Here is a 17,137-nt window from a genome sequence, read left to right as displayed (position 1 = left end):
GTTAAGTTTGTTAACCTTCTTTGTAACATATTACTTATAACGCATACTTATGCCGTAACTGATATAATAAAAATGAAAAAAAATTATTTGATTGCATTATTTATTTTAGCTTGCTTAAATAATGTCACTGCACAAACTAGTCCCGAAAAAGCACCTGAAAAAACAACGGAACTAAATGAAGTATCGATTATTAAAACTAAAAAAGCGATAGAGCAAAAAGCAGATCGAACTATTTTTAATTTTGCTGATCAACCTAGTTTAAATACGGGTTCAGTTCTCGAAGGAATAAAAAAACTACCAGGTTTAATCGCCTCAGATATTGCTGGAATGATGTACCAAGGAAAACAACTAGATGTTTTTATGGACGGAAGACCTCTTAATATCTCCACTACAGAACTTAATGCTTTTTTAGAGGGAATGCCGGCAAATGCAATTGAAAAAATAGAAATAATAACGCAACCAGGCGCTGAATTTCCTGCTACTTCTGGTGGAGCTATTTTGAATATTATTACCAATAAAAACGCAAAAAATTATTTGAGTGCTACTTATACAAATAGCACTAGTTTTACTAATTATGACGATTTTCGCCTGAGGGTAAATAATAGTTTGTTGTTAAGTGCAAAGAACAAATATTTTGGATGGCAATTAAATGTAGGGCAAAATTATAGAGAAAGCGCTACCTGGACTTCTTTAGAAAAACAAGAAAACGGAACAAATTTTCTATTAAGTAAAACAGATTCCGATCGTACCGGAAGAAATAATTTTATTAAATCGGCACTGACGTTTGATATTGGTAAAGATCGATTGTTACTTAATTACGATTTAACTCAAAACAATAATAATAGTACAACTTTAGGAACAGGTCCTGGTTTTGAGAATAATGATTTGTCAAAAAGTACGGGTTTGCGTCAAGATGCGGTTGTGACTTATCAGAAGAAATTTAGTAATAGCGCTAAAAAGTTAGAGTTCAAATTCAATTATAATAATAACACTAATGATTTTGCTTTAAGTCCAGTGAGTAATTCATCATTGACATTAGCCAACTCATCGAACCAAAATTTTTATAATTTTAAATTTGATTATTCGCAACCCATAAAATTTTCTGATGAAGGAAAATTAAGTTTTGGTAGTTTATACGAAGAGTTGCTTTTTGAAGCCACTAGTAGAGACGTTGTGAACTTAGATTATAAACGTAGAACAGCTGCCTCCTATGTTGAGGTTCAAACCAGATTTGATAAAGTGAATTTTATTTTAGGTGGTCGTGCCGAAGATTATAATATTACCGGAAGCACAGATGTGGCGACCTTGTCTCCTTTTAAGCAATTTCGTTTTTTTCCTAATGCCAGTGCACAGTACAATTTTAGTAGCTCGATTAACTTTAATGTGAATTACAATAAAAAAATCACACTGCCTAGTACCTCAGCTTTAAACCCTAATAATACGAATTATCAAAACCCTAATGTTGATTATTCAGGTAATCCCAACCTACAACCAACTATTTTTAATAATTATGAGGTAAAATTAAGCGCATTTGATTATGCATTTATTAGTTACAATATAAGCGCAGCAAAAAACCAAGTCATCAATAGAGTATCGCTTACTAATGATGTGGTAATTAATACAAATGAGAATATTCCGGAGGTTAAAATTCATAATTTTAGCGCAGGTATGCCTATTCCTTATATGTTGTTTACTAAAGGACTAGCTGAAACCATGAAGATGAATGTAAATCCAGATACAATGAATTTTCTATATGTATATGGAGGATATCAGTACCACCAGATTCCTAATGTCGATACTAATGGTTTTTGGATGATAAACTTAATGTCTCAGATTGTACTGCCGTCTAATGTCAAGTTTGTTGCTAATTACAATTACGTTTTTCCTAAAGGGAATTACTTTTATTTCATCGCAACAGAGCCAATTAGAAATTCTCTTGATTTTACTTTCTCTAAAAAGTTCTTGAAAGACCAATTGACACTGTCAATCTATGCGGATGATATTCTAAATACAAATAAAAATGGTTTTAATTCATTTGAAACCCCGCTGCTAATTAGTAGTAAGCAGGACACTAGGAAATTTGGTTTCAGCTTGAATTATAAAATTCCAACCAAAAATAAATTAGCTAAAGAAAATTCTAATTTATTGAACGAAGAGAAAAAAGACGAAGGCGGTCTTTTGAATCCTTAACCGAATCAATTATAAGCAAAAAGAGCTGTGTAGTTGCTACACAACTCTTTTTTTTTTTGGTGATAAATCAATATCTATTTTTCAGACAAATCGCTTAAGTGTACTTGTAAAGCTTTTACTGAGATACTTATTTCCCAAAATGATAGTGCCAAGGATATCAATAAACTTAACAAACTAAAGCCAAAAAGATATAAGCCGAACGACTGAAAATCAAAGAAGAGTAGTAGCATTGCAAAAACCGAAAGAAACAAACTAAGGACTCCAAAAAGCTGCATGTATCGTATCAAGGTCAATCGCAAATTGAGATTATTAATTTCGATTAAGATACTTTTGTTTTCTTTTTCGTCATAGGTTTTCTTGAGACTTCTCACAATTGTGGCAATCGTTAAAAACCGATTTGTGTATGCTAAGAGAATCAATGAAGTTGCAGAAAATAATAGTGCAGGAGTTTCGATGTTTAATGTCATTGTGTTTGAAAAATTTATTCAGCAAAAATCGATCCTTAACTTGCTGCTTTTGTGTTTTATATTTATTTTGTTAGGATACTAGTGAATTATTGTAGCTCAACTATAATTTCATTTTTACGATTAAAAATCTCATAAGGAGCATTGTATCCTAAAAAGTAAAAACGGTTGGTATATTGTACTCCCACAGCATCCAATGCAGTAATAAGTTCTTGTTTATAACTTGCGATTTTTTCGTCATTGGCCCAGCCGCCAAAACTAATGGCAGCAACAGTTTTTGCAGGTTCCTCTTTAAATTTTATGTTAGATTGATTTGGCTCCGGTAGTGTTTCCTTCTTGAATTTTTTAGGAACCATAAACATCATTGTCGTAGAAGAGTCTAAGGACATGCTTACAGGTGAAGTCATTGCTATTTTTTCGCTTTTTTTGTTGTCTCCAAAAATATATCCCGCTAGAATAGAAAATCCTTTACTAGACGATTCTTTATAAGCATTGGTTGGAAGTTCCACCGAAGTAAATAAAGTAGCCTCGTAAGTTCTTGTTTCAAAACGGTCATATTTTTTAACCACTTGATACGAATAAGTTTCAATATTGCGTTGACTGTTCCAAGCAAAAATTTGGCTCCCAATAAAAATTATCAGAACAATTCCGAGGATAATATAAAGTGCTTTCATAATGTTGTTTTTTTTCTAAGATACAAAAATTACCCCTTTGAAAAACTGATCGATTTAAGTTCCTCTATTATTAATTACTAGTCGAGTAGTGAAAGCCTTCAATATCGTCCTCAACGTTGATTTTTTATTATATAAAAGCCATTAAAAGCTTTTGAGATCTTCATTTTTTTTGATGAATCCCTAAGTCAGTGCCATCAGTGGCTTTGCCTTTAAGACCTGATTTGTCTGATAATTCGTAGGTACCTTCAATAAAATTAGGATTTGCATCTAATGAGTTGGAAAGATTGTACTGTTGATCACCGGTTACGATCAATTTATCTGATTTATAAAAGTCATTGTTAGCAATGTTTACTGATGGTTCTCCTACCACTAGATGCATTTCAACTGCTTTTGCATCCTTAAAAATATTATTTTTAATGTCAATTACTTGAACGCCGTATAGAGAAACCGCTCTCTCGTATTTGTTTTTTGAACCGTGTCCCACTTGATCAAAAACATTATGTTCCATTTCTAGAAAAGGACCGAAAGTACTTTCGTCTTTCCCACCACGGTATAAACGTAAAGCAGCTCCTTGTAAATCAGTTATAGTGTTGTTTTTCATTATAAAATATTCTACGTTGTAAGCACCAATATCATCAGTTTCTGTGTCTAGAGCAGCGATATGACCTGTGATGTTCTTAAAAGTTGAATTTTGAATGCTAATGGTGTCGGCAAAAGTACCTTTAGAAACACGTAATACGTCAAAGGAATGGTTTACAATAAAATTAGTAAATGTGCAATTCTCAATAATTAACTTATAATTGTCTAACATGGCATTTTTGGATGTGCTAATGGCTGAATTCCCCGCGTAATCTGGCGATTTATCTCCATCGAATATAATATTCTCTAATGACAAGCTTCCTCCATTTTGAATTTCGAAAGCCATCATTAATTCAAATAAAATGGTAGCTTTATTTTTACCAACAGTTTTAAATGTTAGTGGATGCGTAATTTGAACCGCTTTGGTCAACAAATATTCTCCACCATTTTCTAGCTCTAAAATGTCACCTGCTTTTGAATTTTCGGCAGCATCATATAACGTATTAATTCCTGCGGGAACTTTTATTGTTTTTCCGGAGTTTAAGGCTATTGTTTTATCTGTTTTTGAATACCAAGATACTCCAGTGTTTTCTTTGGTAGCGATATTTGGACTGATAACTATTTTGTTTTTTATTGCTTTGGATTCTGGAATTAAAAATCCCTGCTTGTTTTTGACTAGTTTGATATCAGCATTTTTAAATCCTGATGGAATAGTTGTTTTTAAGTTCTTAGCTAAAATGTTATTTTCAAATTTAATTCCGCTTATGTCGTCATCAATAGAGAAGAGGTCTGTTTTATTTTCATTGTAGAAAACATTTCCAGAGATCTCAGAAGTTCTAGGTGCTTGACTTCTTTCGGCATCGCTACCAGCACATAGTACAATATTATCGCAGTTAACGAAGGTGTTGTTGTTTACCTTAGAGTCGATTACTGGAACATAACGGTTTGGAGTGGAATTTGGCACTCCGTTCATCATCACAAAGGCACCTCTAAATCGAGAACCGGTTAACCCTATATGGTAATTATTTATGACTGTTTGCGTTTCATTTATAACGCGAACACCACCAGTGCTTGGTTTTCCGTTTCCAATAAATACATTTCCATCGACCATCGTTTCGTTACCGTGACGCATAGTCAATGTTCCTGTACATTCAAAAAACACATTGTATTTAAATACATTTTGACATGATTTGTTCGAAATTATTTCATGCTCTCCATTTGTTCTGTCAAAGTAATTAGACTCTACTATTGTTTTTGAATTTTCTAATGAGCTATGACTAGTTCCAATGCGTAAAGTTTCCCCTCCATTATTCCCATAAGTTGGGCGTGGTCCAAAGTAGTTATGGTCTATTTTATGATTGTTTTCGACACTTTCTTTAGTGTCTAATCCTACTATCATTGTTACTCCTAAGTTTTTCTTTCCTATGATATGATTGTGGTCAATGCGATTGTTTTTCCCGTAAATCGTGATCCAATAATCTTGCATCTGACGTTCTGGATTGTTAAAGTTATCGATCACACATTCTGTCATGCGTGAATTGTTTAGCATTTCATTGCGGTTTTTTCTAAAAGAAATTACGGCATTTGTAGGGGTGTATCCATTTTTGAAAACCAATCCTTCTACATGCAAATATTCACCAGCCATTTGTAAATTTGATTTTCCTTCTAACGTAACCAATCCTTTTTCTTCAACGTTTAAAGTTATTGGCTGCTCCTTTGTGCCTTTACCTTCAAAAACTAATTCTGCATTTTTCCAAACACCATTAGCAAGAGTAATCGTTGTTCCTGGCTTAGCATTTTTTACGGCCAAATTAAATTCAGTAATGTTATTTACCTTGATTTTTTTTTGACTTTGTGCGATTGCCGAAACTGTCAAGCAAACAGTTAGTAGTACTAAATAAAAATTTTTCATTAAAGTGGTTTTGTTTTTTGATTAGCTAAAAGAATCCTATTTCATTTGAAATATAGGAAAGTCTCTTTTTCAAAAATAGTAAAAAAAATTGGTTTACCAGTTGTAAGTACTGTGCTAAGTATTAAAGTAGTTGTTGAAAATCAGCAAAAAGACTTTTTATTTTGAATAAAGTAAGGACTGCTTCAGTGACTAAAGTTATAGTTTCACTAATAGTTGAAGACTAAAAAAAGAGCTGTTTTACCTGTTTGGGTACAACAACTCTTTTTATCAATACTATTTTTTTATTACGTTAGTTTTTGCAACTGCTCGATAATTTCCTGAGGCTCTGATCGGGTTCGATAATCTACATTGACGTAGGTCCAAACAATAATCCCATTTTTATCTAAAATAAAGGTGGCAGGAATTGGAAGCACATGTGCATTTCCATTATTGATTTTGGCCAAGTCTAGATTGCGGTCTACACGCATATGACTTAATAAAAATTCTGGTACCTCCCAAGCTACACCATATTGTGATGCGACTGATGCGTTTTGATCCGACAAGACGGTAAAGTTCATCTGGCTAATTTCACTTTTTGCTAAGGATTCATCAGGTACTTGTGGGCTAATAGCTACCAGTGAAGCCCCCATAGCTTGCATTTCATCTAAACGGGCTTGTAATGCTCTAAGTTGTAAATTACAATAAGGGCACCAATCTCCGCGATAAAAGGTAAGTACGACTGGACCATTTATCAACAAAGAGTCTAACGATACAGTCTTGCCTTCTTGATTTGGTAATTCAAATAAAATCGCTTTTTGTCCCATTTTTAAGGCAAGCGCTCCTTCTTCAAAATTTTTTGCTTTCGCTATTGCGGCATCGACACCTGACATGAAATCAGGATTTGCTTTGCGTCCTGCTTCAATTTTTGCTTCAGTTTGCTCTTTTAACGTTTTCATTGTAAAATTTTAATTTGATTAGAAAAGTCAACTATTTTTGTAGTTGCAACTCATCTCTTTTAATTTGATCCGTATTCTTTTTTTGATTCCAATACGGTTCATTTATACTCTTCTTAAGTTTTGCTTCCGTAATTAATCCGTCTCCATCATCTTCTGTCCATGACTCAATTTTGTAAGGAAATGCTTTTTGGACAGCTATTGTTATTTTTCTATCATAATTGGCATACTTAATTGTATAGTTCATCAAGCCTCCTGATTCTGTTCTGCTAATAGTGGCTTTTGTAGCTTCTTGCTTCTTATAAGAAAACCGACTGTAAAGTGTCGAAAAAATCAGATCGACTTCTCCTAAGGGCAGCTGTCCTTTATTGATTCGCAAGCGGGTCATTAATTCTTCCTCTAATAATGCAACTGGAATGTCACTTTCGCTATCTCCATCGGCTTCAAAATAAGAAAATTGTTTTATGTGATACTTGTTTTTACCAAGATTGAATTGCGTAAAAGTATGACCACACCACTCTTGAATACTAGTTGTTGATTTTAAAGTGTTGGGGTAGTGCTGCAAATCGACAGGAGTAAAGGTAGAGGTCATAATGGAGTAATCGTAAATTCCCGTACTGAATTTTCTAACTTGATTTAATTTCAAAACAGATACATTATCTTTTCCTGCTTTTTCAGGATCGTCTAGTTTAACCTGTTTTTTTAGTGAAAATGGTTCGGTTACAAATACTAAGACCACTTCACCATTTCGAATTTCACCATAGCGAGATTGTTTTAATTCGTAGCTACTCAATTCTGCTTTACCCGCATACCAATAGTCATTAAACTCTTGGTTTAGGTTAGAGCTGTTTTTGATGCTATCTTGATCTTTACTTATTTTAGTATCTGACTGGCAACTGAATAGTGTTATGATGCTAATACAACAAACTGTTTTTAGGAAATTATTCATGAGTTACTATTTTGAAATGAAATTATATTCTGGATGCGGTTCATTCAAATATAGTGAAATTTTAAGGAGTATTAAATGACTACTGTTTTTACCGACTCTTATTTTATAGGTTAATTACGTCCTTTTAATTCGTGTTCTAAAGCCTTGTACGACTGAGAAGGGGTTACCAACTTGTACAAAAAATACAGTGGAATCAATATATAGCTACGTAGTTTTTTTTTAATGCTTTAGCTAATTATTTCTATCGAAAAATCAAAGAAAAACGATTAGTTATTTTATTTGATTTTCTTTTTTTTGCTTCCATGGTTAATTCCTGATCGAAGGTGATGTAGTTCTTGCGGAGTTGTTTTTTCAAAAATTTTGCGATTTGAATACTATGTAATAAAGCTAATTATCCACAAGAATTGAGGGTATCTAGAAAGTAACTGTGTCAGGATTTAATCCTGCACCACCTTTAGGATGGTCCATATCATTAATGATTTTCATATCGGATGCGGTTATTTCGAAATCAAAAACCTCAAAATTTTCTGTTATTCGTTGCGGTGTTACGGACTTTGGCAAGGGCAGTACTTGATTTTGTAATGCCCATCGTATACACAGTTGTGCTACTGATTTGTTGTAGGTACGCCCCATTTCTATTAGAATTTCATTTTTTAACACTTCACCTCTTCCTAGCGGACTCCAACCTTCTATTAGGATGTTATGTGACTTACAAAATTGTACGCAGTCATTTTGCATAAAACCGGGATGGTATTCTATTTGGTTCACCGCTGGTTTGATAGTCGCCGTTTCTAATAAGGCTTCCAAGTGATGCGGTAAAAAATTACTCACTCCAATAGATCTCACCTTTCCCTCTTTGTGTAATTTTTCCATGGCGCTCCAAGTCTCGGAATTAATAGCTTTCCAATTGGTAAATTGTTGGGCATTAGCAGGCCAATGAATAAGATAGAGGTCTAAGTAATCTAATTGTAAATCATGTAGCGTTTTCTTGAATGCTTTCAAGGTTGTTTCATAACCTCGCTCTGTATTCCAGACTTTGCTCGTTATGAATAAGTCCTTTCGTTCAAGACCGCATTCTTTTATGCCTGTACCTACGCTTTTTTCATTTTTGTAAATTGCTGCGGCATCTATGTGTCTGTATCCAGCTTTGACTGCTGACTTGATCGTATCAATGGCTGTTTGTCCAAGAGGTGTTTGCCAAGTACCAAAGCCTATTGATGGGATTGTGATGTTATTATTAAGCTTAAAATTTTTTTCCATTGTTGCAATTGTTTCTAGCTGTATAAGAGTTGTCGCATTTACTTCTGTTAAAAATAGGTAGTACTTGTCAATAATGCTTTTGTAAAAAAGCATCAAGGACGATGAGGTTCTTTAAGCTCAATTATACGATCATCAGAAATGAAATTGTATTCCAATTTTATAAAGCAATGCTATTAAAAATGCTTACTAGATAAAGATTTAATTTAGGATTTTAAAATCAAAAACTAATTTTTTAGTATGAAGTAAGGTACGCCAATTAATGAAAAATAAACAAAAAAGCAGTACAAAACCTAAAATCAAACTAGCAATTGATTGCCAGGAAAAAATATTATCGATGATATTTTGTTGGTTTTCCGATGCGAATTTTCCTAGATGTAAAGCGATGGCATCGCTAGTGAATTTCCCTACTAAGAATGGAGCAATGATATAAATAGGTTTTATTTTAGAAATACCAGCACCTAAAAAAAGCGGTGTGGTAGGAATAGGTAGCAAAGAATAAGCAAGTACGACTAAGATTCCTTTCCATTTGTTTTGATTCATTTTGTCTCCAAGGAACTTAATATCTTCATTTTTAGATACTTTTAAATATTTGTCTGCCAGTAATGGCGCATATAGTAGAAGAATATATCTACCTATTACGGATCCAACAACTCCGACAATAATAACTATCCAAACATCCAGCTTAAAAAGAATTTGAAAAAAAACCATTATTGTAAATGCCGGTGCAAACGGAAAAGGTACTATATCAAATAATAGCGCGCCAAAAAAAACTAATACATACTGCCACCACATAGATATTGAATATTATTGTATGACCAAGCTAATTAAATAAGTAATATTACTCTTCTACACTCGACCTATGAACTTCAAAACTACAATTAAATTTGTTGAGATATTGAAATAGTTATTAGAGAAAATAGATTAATCCATCGAGATTTATTTTGACTTTTGTCTAAAGTACTATATTACGAAATAGTAATAAGGTTTCTTTTTTGAACTTTTTTGGAGCTGCACACAGTATGGTTATGGCTGTTTCCCCATTGCCTACACAACTATAAGCAATTAGAATGCAAAACCCTATACTGCAGTAGTAGCCCAAAATAAAGAATGAAGCCAATAGCGGTAGGGAAGTAGTTATGGAAATCATTCGTTCTGCTACATAAAAAAACCTGCCAGTTTATACTAGCAGGCTTGATTTTTATTCTAATGATCTACAAAAAAAATTATTTGATCATTTCAAAACTACGTTTTACAAAAGCAGTTAATGCTTCTCCTTTTAATAAGTTTTGAGATAGTTTAGCTAAGTCTAGCGCTTGTTTTACTAGATGCTCTTGCGATGCTTTGTCCTCGGTGCTAAGAATGGTTGTTGCTAATGGCGAATTGGTATTTACCACTAGGTTGTACATCTCAGGCATGTTACCCATACCGAACATTCCGCCACCACCAGATTGACTCATTTCCTTCATTCTACGCATGAATTCAGGTTGCGTTATGATAAATGGAGCAGCTTGGCTATCCATTGCTTCTAGTTGTACAGTATACGTTTGTTTAGGAACAATAGCTTCTAAAACTGTTTTTAGACCTGTTTGCTCGTCTTCAGATAATTTAGAAATGGTAGTTTCATCTTTCTTGATTAAGTTATCAATATGATCAGAATCTACACGCACAAATGTGATGTCGCTATTATCACCTTCAATTTTCTGAATCAAGTGCGAGATAATAGGTGAGTCAAGAAGGAGTACTTCATATCCTTTTTCTTGAGCTATTTGTATGTAAGAGTGTTGTGCCTCTTTGTTTCCAGCGTAAAGAACAACTAGTTTACCATCTTTATTGGTTTGTTTGTCTTTAAGGTTTTCTTTTAATTCTTCAAGCGTAAAGTATTTGTTATCTACCGTTGGGTAAAGTACAAAAGCACCTGCTTTTTCGTAGAATTTATCTTCAGAAAGCATTCCGTATTCTAGAACGATTTTAATGTCATTCCATTTTGCTTCAAAGTCGGCACGGTTTTCAGTAAATAATGATTTCAATTTATCAGCTACTTTACGAGTAATGTAGTTTGAAATTTTCTTTACAGCTCCATCTGCTTGTAATCCTGAACGAGAAACGTTCAATGGAATATCTGGAGAGTCTACAACACCGCGAAGCATCATTAAGAATTCAGGTACAATTCCTTCTACGTTATCGGTAACGTAAACTTGGTTTTGATACAACTGAATTTTATCTTTTTGAATTTGTAAGTCGCCACTTAATTTTGGGAAATATAAAATTCCAGTTAAGTTAAACGGGTAATCAACATTTAAGTGAATATGGAATAAAGGCTCTTCAAACTGCATAGGATACAATTCATGGTAGAACGTTTTATAGTCTTCGTCATTTAAATCAGTTGGTTGTTTTGTCCACGCTGGATTTGGGTTATTGATGATGTTATCTGTTTCTACAGTTTCAGCAACATAATCTTCAGGAGCATCCTCAGGCTTAGGAAGTGTTTCTGTTGAAGTTCCAAACTTAATTGGAATAGGCATAAACTTATTGTACTTATTTAAAAGACCTTTTATTCTTGCTTCTTCTAAAAATTCTAATGAATCCTCAGCAATGTGTAAAATAATCTCCGTACCACGAGTCGTTTTGTCAGCCGTTTCTAATGAAAATTCTGGGCTACCGTCACAAGTCCAATGTGCTGCAGGTTCTTCTTTATATGATTTTGTAATAATCTCCACCTTAGAAGCTACCATGAAAGCAGAGTAGAAACCTAGACCAAAATGCCCAATAATTCCAGAGTCTTTTGCCGTGTCTTTGTATTTTTCTAAAAATTCCTCAGCACCAGAGAAAGCCAGTTGGTTGATGTATTTTTCAACCTCAGTAGCTGTCATACCAATACCTTGGTCAATGATGTGTAATTTTTTCCCCTCTTTATCGATTTTTACTTCTAATATCGGGTTGCCATATTCTACTTTGGCTTCTCCAATATTCGTAAGGTGTTTTAGTTTTAAAGTTGCGTCTGTCCCGTTGGATATCAATTCACGTAAAAAAATTTCGTGATCACTGTACAGGAACTTCTTGATTAAAGGGAAGATGTTTTCTACCGAAACATTAATTTTTCCAGTTGTCATAGATACTATTTTTATAGGGTTTTACATTCGAGACAACGTAATTCAAATAGAATACCAATTGTGATCTAAGTGACAAATTGTCTCTAGTAGTAAATGTTGATACAAATTATTTTAATATTGAAACCTTAACAATTGATTCTCGTTGTATCTTTGTACCTATAAACACAAAATAAAGCAAAATGAAAAAAATATTATTTTTAGCAGCATTGTCGTTGGTGATTTTCTCATGTAAATCTACTTCGGCTACAGATACAAAATTAGATAAAGGAGCTCAAGTAGCAATGAAAGGCAATTGGGTAATAAGCTCGGTAACCTATCCTGGTTCAGAGGTAATTAAAGTAAATTCTTTTCAACTTGCTGACTCAAAATGTTTCGAAGGAAGCACTTGGAAGTTTATTTCTAATAACAATAAAGGTGAAATGGCTTTGACAAGTTACAATTGTCCTGCGTTTAGCTCTCCAATTACCTGGTTTGTGAATAAAGACGGTCAATTTGTTTTAAAAGTTCTTGACGCTGGGGAAAAAGCTAAGAAAGTAAGAGATGGTTATATATTGTATGTAGCTAATCAAAGTCAAGATAATTTTCAATTGATAGATAAAATCAATGTGGGAGGTAAGATGACTGATGTTGTTTACCAATTTCAGAGAGCAAACTAAGAGTACATTTTAAAAATTAAAAAAAATATAATTATGAAAAAATTTTCTATATTAGCCTTGGCATTAGTGATGACAACGGCGACCCTATTTACAGGTTGTGAATCTATTAAAAACACTAATAAAAAACAAAGAGGAGCTGCAATAGGAGCTGCTGGTGGTGCTATTTTAGGAGGAATCCTTGGTAATAATGTTGGTAAAGGAGGAAATGGTGCACTTGGTGCTGTTCTTGGTGGTGTCGTTGGTGGTGTTGCTGGTGGTGTTATTGGAAATAAAATGGACAAGCAAGCGAGACAGATTGATGAAGTACTTCCAGGAGCTGAGGTTAAAAGAGTAGGTGAAGGTATTCAGTTAGTATTGAACGAAAATGCAGTACGTTTTGACACCAACAAATCTTCATTGACTGCTACTGCAAAATCTAACTTGGACAAATTGGTTCCTGTTTTTGCAGAATATCCTGATACTGATATTACGATATTTGGTTACACTGATAGTACTGGTCCAGCGGATTATAATTTGAAATTGTCAGGTGAGAGAGCTTCAGCTGTTAGAAATTATTTGGTAAGCAAAGGTGTTCTTTCAAGCAGATTTAAAGTAACAGGAATGGGAATTGCTGATCCAATCGCATCCAATGAAACTACTTCTGGTAGAGCTGAAAATCGTCGTGTAGAGTTTGCTATTACTGCAAATGCTAAAATGCAACAAGACGCTCAAAAAGAAGCAGGAAACTAAATTTTACTTTTAAATAATATGGTAGAGTCGTCTTGTTGCAAAACAAGGCGACTTTCTTTTTTTAATTTAAATCGATTCATTAAAAATATTTTCTCAAAAGAAATTATCTTTGTATTCTCAAAAAAAATATACTCATTACAATGCTGCAAGTTCAAAATATCTCATTTGGGTACACAGATAAACCCGTCTTAAAAAACATTGATTTTACTATCGAGAAAGGTCAGAATGTTGCAATTATTGGAGAAAGTGGATGCGGAAAAAGTACACTTCTTAAACTAATGTACGGCCTACATGATTTAGATGAAGGAACAATATCGTGGGAAAAAAAACAAATACTAGGTCCAAAATTTAATTTAGTCCCTGGAGTGCCCTTTGCAAAGTATCTAGCGCAAGATTTTGATTTGATGCCTTATACAACTGTTGCCGAAAACGTAGGTAAGTTTTTGTCTAATGGTTTTAAAGCTTTAAAAAAATTGCGTGTTGAACAACTACTAGAAATGGTTGAGATGACGGAGTTCGCTAATGTGCAAGCAAAGTATTTAAGTGGTGGTCAGCAACAACGTGTTGCCTTGGCAAGAGCACTTGCAGAAGAACCTGAAATATTGCTACTTGATGAGCCGTTTAGTCATATTGATAATTTTAGAAAAAATGCTTTGAGACGTAATTTGTTCGCCTATTTAAAAACGAAGGGAATTACTTGTATCGTGGCAACTCACGATAGTACAGACGCTTTGTCTTATGCAGATCAAACTATAGTTCTACAAAACGGAACGTTGATAGATAGGGGAGATTCTTTTAGTATATACAACAACCCTATTAATAAATATGTGGCATCACTTTTTGGTGAGGTTAATGAATTAAAACTATCGCAGTTGGTAGTCGTAGGTTCTCAAGAGGAGGATGAAACTGTTTTGTTATATCCGCATCAGTTAAAAGTGGTAGATAACGGTTTGATGAATGTAGTTGCTAAACAATCCTATTTTAAAGGCGGTTATTATTTGATCAAAGCCGTTTTTGATAAAAAAGTAATCTTCTTTCAGCATGATGTTCCTTTAGAAATTAATCAAGAAGTTAGCTTAATGATATCATAATAAAAAAAGCCTCCATATTTTAAAATTTGGAGGCTTTTGCTTTCAACTAGTTTTTTAGGTATTTTTCTAAGAATTGATCTTGTTCCCATAAAAGATGTAAGATATTTTCCTTAGCAACATAGCTGTGTGCTTCTTTTGGTAAAATAACCATTCTCGCTGGAGCACCTAATCCTTTTAAAGCCTGAAAATAACGCTCTGTTTGTAGCGTAAATGTCCCTGGGTTGTTATCAGCCTCACCATGAACGAGTAAGAGTGGTGTTTTCATTTTATCTGCATTCATGAAGGGTGACATTTTATTATAAACATCTGTCGCTTCCCAATAATTGCGTTGTTCTGATTGAAAACCAAAGGGAGTCAATGTTCTGTTATATGCACCGCTGCGTGCAATACCGCAAGCAAATAGATTAGAGTGTGTCAATAAATTGGCTGTCATAAAAGCGCCATAAGAGTGACCTCCAATCGCTACTTTCTTTTTATTAATATATCCTAAAGCATCAACTGCATTAATCGCTGCTTCGGCATTATCTACTAATTGTGTAATGAAATTATCATTTGGTTCTGTAGTTCCTTCGCCAATAATAGGGAACGAAGCGTCGTCTAATACCACATATCCTTTAGTTACCCAATACACGAACGATCCATAGTACGGTAGCGTAAATTCATTCGGATTTTGATTGTTTTGTCCTGCTGAGTTTTTGTCTTTAAATTCTGCTGGATAGGCCCAAATTAATAGTGGTAATTTTTCTTTTTTTGTTTTATCATAACCTGCAGGAAGGTATAGTGTACCAGATAAAGCAACTCCATCTTTTCTTTTGTACTGAATAACCTCTTTACTTACGTTTTTAATACCTTCAAAAGGGTTTTTAAAGCTAGTTATAGGTGTAAGTTGTTCTTTTTTGTAAATGTTTCTAAAGTAATAATTTGGAAACTCATTTTTAGACTGAATTTGAACTAGAACTTCTCCTTTTTTGAAATCCTTAATAGACAACAAATCTTCTTTTTTGTCTGTATATTTGGAGGTGTAGATTCTCTTTGTTTGTAGATTTTTTAGATTGAATTCAGAGATAAAAGGGAATTGACCCTCTTTAGTGTAACCAGCACCTAATAAATACATGTTGTTATTCTCTATAGCTAAAACTTGTTTTCCGAACGCATTTTTTACTGTTTCAAAATCTCCTGGATCAGCATAGATATCTTGAGAGTTTCTATCTGATATAACCTTTGGTTGCTGTTTTACATCAGATGGATTAAATAAGTAAGTCTTAGTGTTACGTGTATCATACCATTGATCCATTGCTATTGCTATCGTTTCATTTCCCCACATAATACCTGCAAAACGTTGTTTTGTTTTGATCAGTAAACTAGGGTCTTCGTTAAAAGGCGCTTTCCATGCAAGTACTTCATCTCTGTACTCTACTTGGTTTTCCGGATTACCCTCGTCTAGGGCTTGCACAAAATACAAGGTAGCTGCTTGATCATTTCTCCATCCCATATTTCTTTTTCCAGTACGTGTTGCCATGAATCCCTTAGGCATGATTTCGTTTAATGGGACTTCGTTTACCACTTTAATTTCTTTCCCTTCTTTGTCATAGACAACTGTTTTAGAAGGAAAACGATTTAATGGAACAATATAAGAGAAGGGTTTTTGAATCGTACTAATCATTAAATAATTCCCATCCGGAGAGAAATTTTCTCCTGCATACAAATCAGCTCCTTTAAATAATGTTTTAGAACCATTTAGATTTACCTTGTATAATTCTGCAGTAACAATAGTTTCAAAATTTTGTTCGTCTCTTTTGTTCTTTAATAAATCTTGATACGTTCTATTAGATGAAGCTGTACCGTTTGCATTAGAAACAATAGGTCCAGTTGGCAAGTTTTTTTTCTCGTCTAATAAAGCTGGTCTGTTTTTAGGAAGCATTTTTACTAAAATGTTTTCATTGTCATTGTACCAGCTAAAAGGATTTCCAAGATTAGCATTTACGTTATCTTCGGTTAGCATAGTCGCTTTTGCCGAAGCAACATCTACTACCCATAAAGCAACGCCATTACTGGTTGTATTCGAAAAAGCAATTTTCTTTTCATTCGGAGACCAAGATAAATTAGTGATTCTTGCGTTTTCAGGTAATCCACTTACTTGAACTTCGTTTTTATCCTTAATTTTTCTTAATTTAATATTATTGATGTAGGTAACAGAACTCGATATGTTGGTTGTAGGGTTTATTCTTAATCCGCCTAATCGCATTTCGTCTTGATTTAAATCATCAAGGGTTTTATAGGTATTTCTGTAAGAAAGTAACATATACTCCTTTTTAGTGTCCATAGACACAGAGGGAGCTCTTTCGTAATCAACTAAATCAAGAATAGATTTGGATGGTTTTTGATAGGTTAGGTTTTCTTGCGCTAAAGCACTTAGGCTTAAACCTAGGAATAAAACGAAGGTTGTTTTTAATTTCATAAACAAATTTTTTGGTATTTAGTATAAGGTATTGGACTCAATTCTTAATAAATCGTTACATTAGATATAAATATTTTCGCAGAATTTGTGCGGTTTGAGAGCTAAAATACAACATTTTTTTCTTTAGGTATTT

13 protein-coding genes are annotated in these 17,137 nt (G+C 33.7%); 4 read left to right on the top strand and 9 right to left on the bottom strand.

Annotation, left to right across the window (positions count from 1 at the left end; all coding sequences use genetic code 11):
• Window positions 1-72 precede the first annotated feature (72 nt).
• A complete protein-coding gene (locus tag H8R22_RS08150; protein ID WP_187009962.1) occupies window positions 73-2,190 on the top strand; it encodes a TonB-dependent receptor domain-containing protein in 2,118 nt (705 codons plus the stop codon).
• 74 nt (window positions 2,191-2,264) lie between these two features.
• Here H8R22_RS08150 and H8R22_RS08145 read toward each other — a convergent pair whose 3' ends face one another.
• The 8 genes from H8R22_RS08145 to htpG form a co-directional block, all read right to left on the bottom strand.
• Window positions 2,265-2,657: a DUF2721 domain-containing protein gene (locus tag H8R22_RS08145; RefSeq protein ID WP_187009961.1), complete on the bottom strand. Its 393-nt coding sequence runs from the start codon at window positions 2,655-2,657 to the stop codon at window positions 2,265-2,267.
• Between the two features lie 86 nt (window positions 2,658-2,743).
• Window positions 2,744-3,328: an SOUL family heme-binding protein gene (locus H8R22_RS08140; RefSeq protein ID WP_187009960.1), complete on the bottom strand. Its 585-nt coding sequence runs from the start codon at window positions 3,326-3,328 to the stop codon at window positions 2,744-2,746.
• Between the two features lie 160 nt (window positions 3,329-3,488).
• Window positions 3,489-5,819 carry a chondroitinase-B domain-containing protein gene (locus H8R22_RS08135; RefSeq protein WP_187009959.1) on the bottom strand — a complete coding sequence of 777 codons (2,331 nt, stop codon included), beginning with the start codon at window positions 5,817-5,819 and terminating at the stop codon, window positions 3,489-3,491.
• A gap of 284 nt (window positions 5,820-6,103) precedes the next feature.
• The gene (locus tag H8R22_RS08130; protein WP_187009958.1) at window positions 6,104-6,754 is read right to left on the bottom strand and encodes a peroxiredoxin-like family protein; all 651 of its coding nucleotides are present in this window, start codon (window positions 6,752-6,754) and stop codon (window positions 6,104-6,106) included.
• 31 nt (window positions 6,755-6,785) lie between these two features.
• Window positions 6,786-7,700, bottom strand: a complete 915-nt coding sequence (locus tag H8R22_RS08125) for a hypothetical protein (RefSeq protein ID WP_187009957.1) — start codon at window positions 7,698-7,700, stop codon at window positions 6,786-6,788.
• A 414-nt stretch (window positions 7,701-8,114) separates the two neighbouring features.
• Window positions 8,115-8,960: an aldo/keto reductase gene (locus H8R22_RS08120; RefSeq protein WP_187009956.1), complete on the bottom strand. Its 846-nt coding sequence runs from the start codon at window positions 8,958-8,960 to the stop codon at window positions 8,115-8,117.
• Between the two features lie 198 nt (window positions 8,961-9,158).
• Window positions 9,159-9,752 (bottom strand): hypothetical protein, encoded by a 594-nt coding sequence (locus H8R22_RS08115; RefSeq protein WP_187009955.1) that lies wholly within the window; start codon window positions 9,750-9,752, stop codon window positions 9,159-9,161.
• Between the two features lie 431 nt (window positions 9,753-10,183).
• Complete coding sequence (gene htpG, locus H8R22_RS08110) at window positions 10,184-12,070, bottom strand: molecular chaperone HtpG (protein WP_187009954.1); 1,887 nt, start codon at window positions 12,068-12,070, stop codon at window positions 10,184-10,186.
• Between the two features lie 179 nt (window positions 12,071-12,249).
• Here htpG and H8R22_RS08105 point away from each other — a divergent pair, with 179 nt between their 5' ends.
• The 3 genes from H8R22_RS08105 (at window position 12,250) to H8R22_RS08095 (ending at window position 14,546) form a co-directional block, all read left to right on the top strand.
• Window positions 12,250-12,726, top strand: coding sequence for a lipocalin family protein (locus H8R22_RS08105; RefSeq protein ID WP_187009953.1), 477 nt, complete (start codon window positions 12,250-12,252; stop codon window positions 12,724-12,726).
• 33 nt (window positions 12,727-12,759) lie between these two features.
• Entirely contained in the window at window positions 12,760-13,455 is a 696-nt protein-coding gene (locus H8R22_RS08100; protein WP_187009952.1) for an OmpA family protein, read from the top strand.
• Between the two features lie 140 nt (window positions 13,456-13,595).
• Window positions 13,596-14,546: an ABC transporter ATP-binding protein gene (locus H8R22_RS08095; protein WP_187009951.1), complete on the top strand. Its 951-nt coding sequence runs from the start codon at window positions 13,596-13,598 to the stop codon at window positions 14,544-14,546.
• Window positions 14,547-14,592: 46 nt separating this feature from the next.
• Here the strand turns inward: H8R22_RS08095 and H8R22_RS08090 are convergent, their stop codons facing one another.
• Complete coding sequence (locus tag H8R22_RS08090) at window positions 14,593-17,004, bottom strand: S9 family peptidase (protein WP_187009950.1); 2,412 nt, start codon at window positions 17,002-17,004, stop codon at window positions 14,593-14,595.
• Between the last annotated feature and the right edge of the window lie 133 nt (window positions 17,005-17,137).

Origin of the sequence: Flavobacterium kayseriense (genome assembly GCF_014305095.1) — a bacterium.
Taxonomy (GTDB): domain Bacteria; phylum Bacteroidota; class Bacteroidia; order Flavobacteriales; family Flavobacteriaceae; genus Flavobacterium; species Flavobacterium kayseriense.
Note: the sequence above shows the minus strand (reverse complement) of the source record. Positions and strands in the feature narration are given on the sequence as shown.

Bases quoted from the DNA above. Each gene is read 5' to 3' on its own strand.
- H8R22_RS08150 (WP_187009962.1), top strand. From the start codon at position 73: ATGAAAAAAAATTATTTGATTGCATTATTTATTTTAGCTTGCTTAAAT.
- H8R22_RS08115 (WP_187009955.1), bottom strand. From the start codon at position 9,752: ATGTGGTGGCAGTATGTATTAGTTTTTTTTGGCGCGCTATTATTTGAT.
- H8R22_RS08120 (WP_187009956.1), bottom strand. From the start codon at position 8,960: ATGGAAAAAAATTTTAAGCTTAATAATAACATCACAATCCCATCAATA.
- H8R22_RS08125 (WP_187009957.1), bottom strand. From the start codon at position 7,700: ATGAATAATTTCCTAAAAACAGTTTGTTGTATTAGCATCATAACACTA.
- H8R22_RS08105 (WP_187009953.1), top strand. From the start codon at position 12,250: ATGAAAAAAATATTATTTTTAGCAGCATTGTCGTTGGTGATTTTCTCA.
- H8R22_RS08135 (WP_187009959.1), bottom strand. From the start codon at position 5,819: ATGAAAAATTTTTATTTAGTACTACTAACTGTTTGCTTGACAGTTTCG.
- H8R22_RS08095 (WP_187009951.1), top strand. From the start codon at position 13,596: ATGCTGCAAGTTCAAAATATCTCATTTGGGTACACAGATAAACCCGTC.
- H8R22_RS08140 (WP_187009960.1), bottom strand. From the start codon at position 3,328: ATGAAAGCACTTTATATTATCCTCGGAATTGTTCTGATAATTTTTATT.
- H8R22_RS08100 (WP_187009952.1), top strand. From the start codon at position 12,760: ATGAAAAAATTTTCTATATTAGCCTTGGCATTAGTGATGACAACGGCG.
- htpG (WP_187009954.1), bottom strand. From the start codon at position 12,070: ATGACAACTGGAAAAATTAATGTTTCGGTAGAAAACATCTTCCCTTTA.
- H8R22_RS08130 (WP_187009958.1), bottom strand. From the start codon at position 6,754: ATGAAAACGTTAAAAGAGCAAACTGAAGCAAAAATTGAAGCAGGACGC.
- H8R22_RS08145 (WP_187009961.1), bottom strand. From the start codon at position 2,657: ATGACATTAAACATCGAAACTCCTGCACTATTATTTTCTGCAACTTCA.
- H8R22_RS08090 (WP_187009950.1), bottom strand. From the start codon at position 17,004: ATGAAATTAAAAACAACCTTCGTTTTATTCCTAGGTTTAAGCCTAAGT.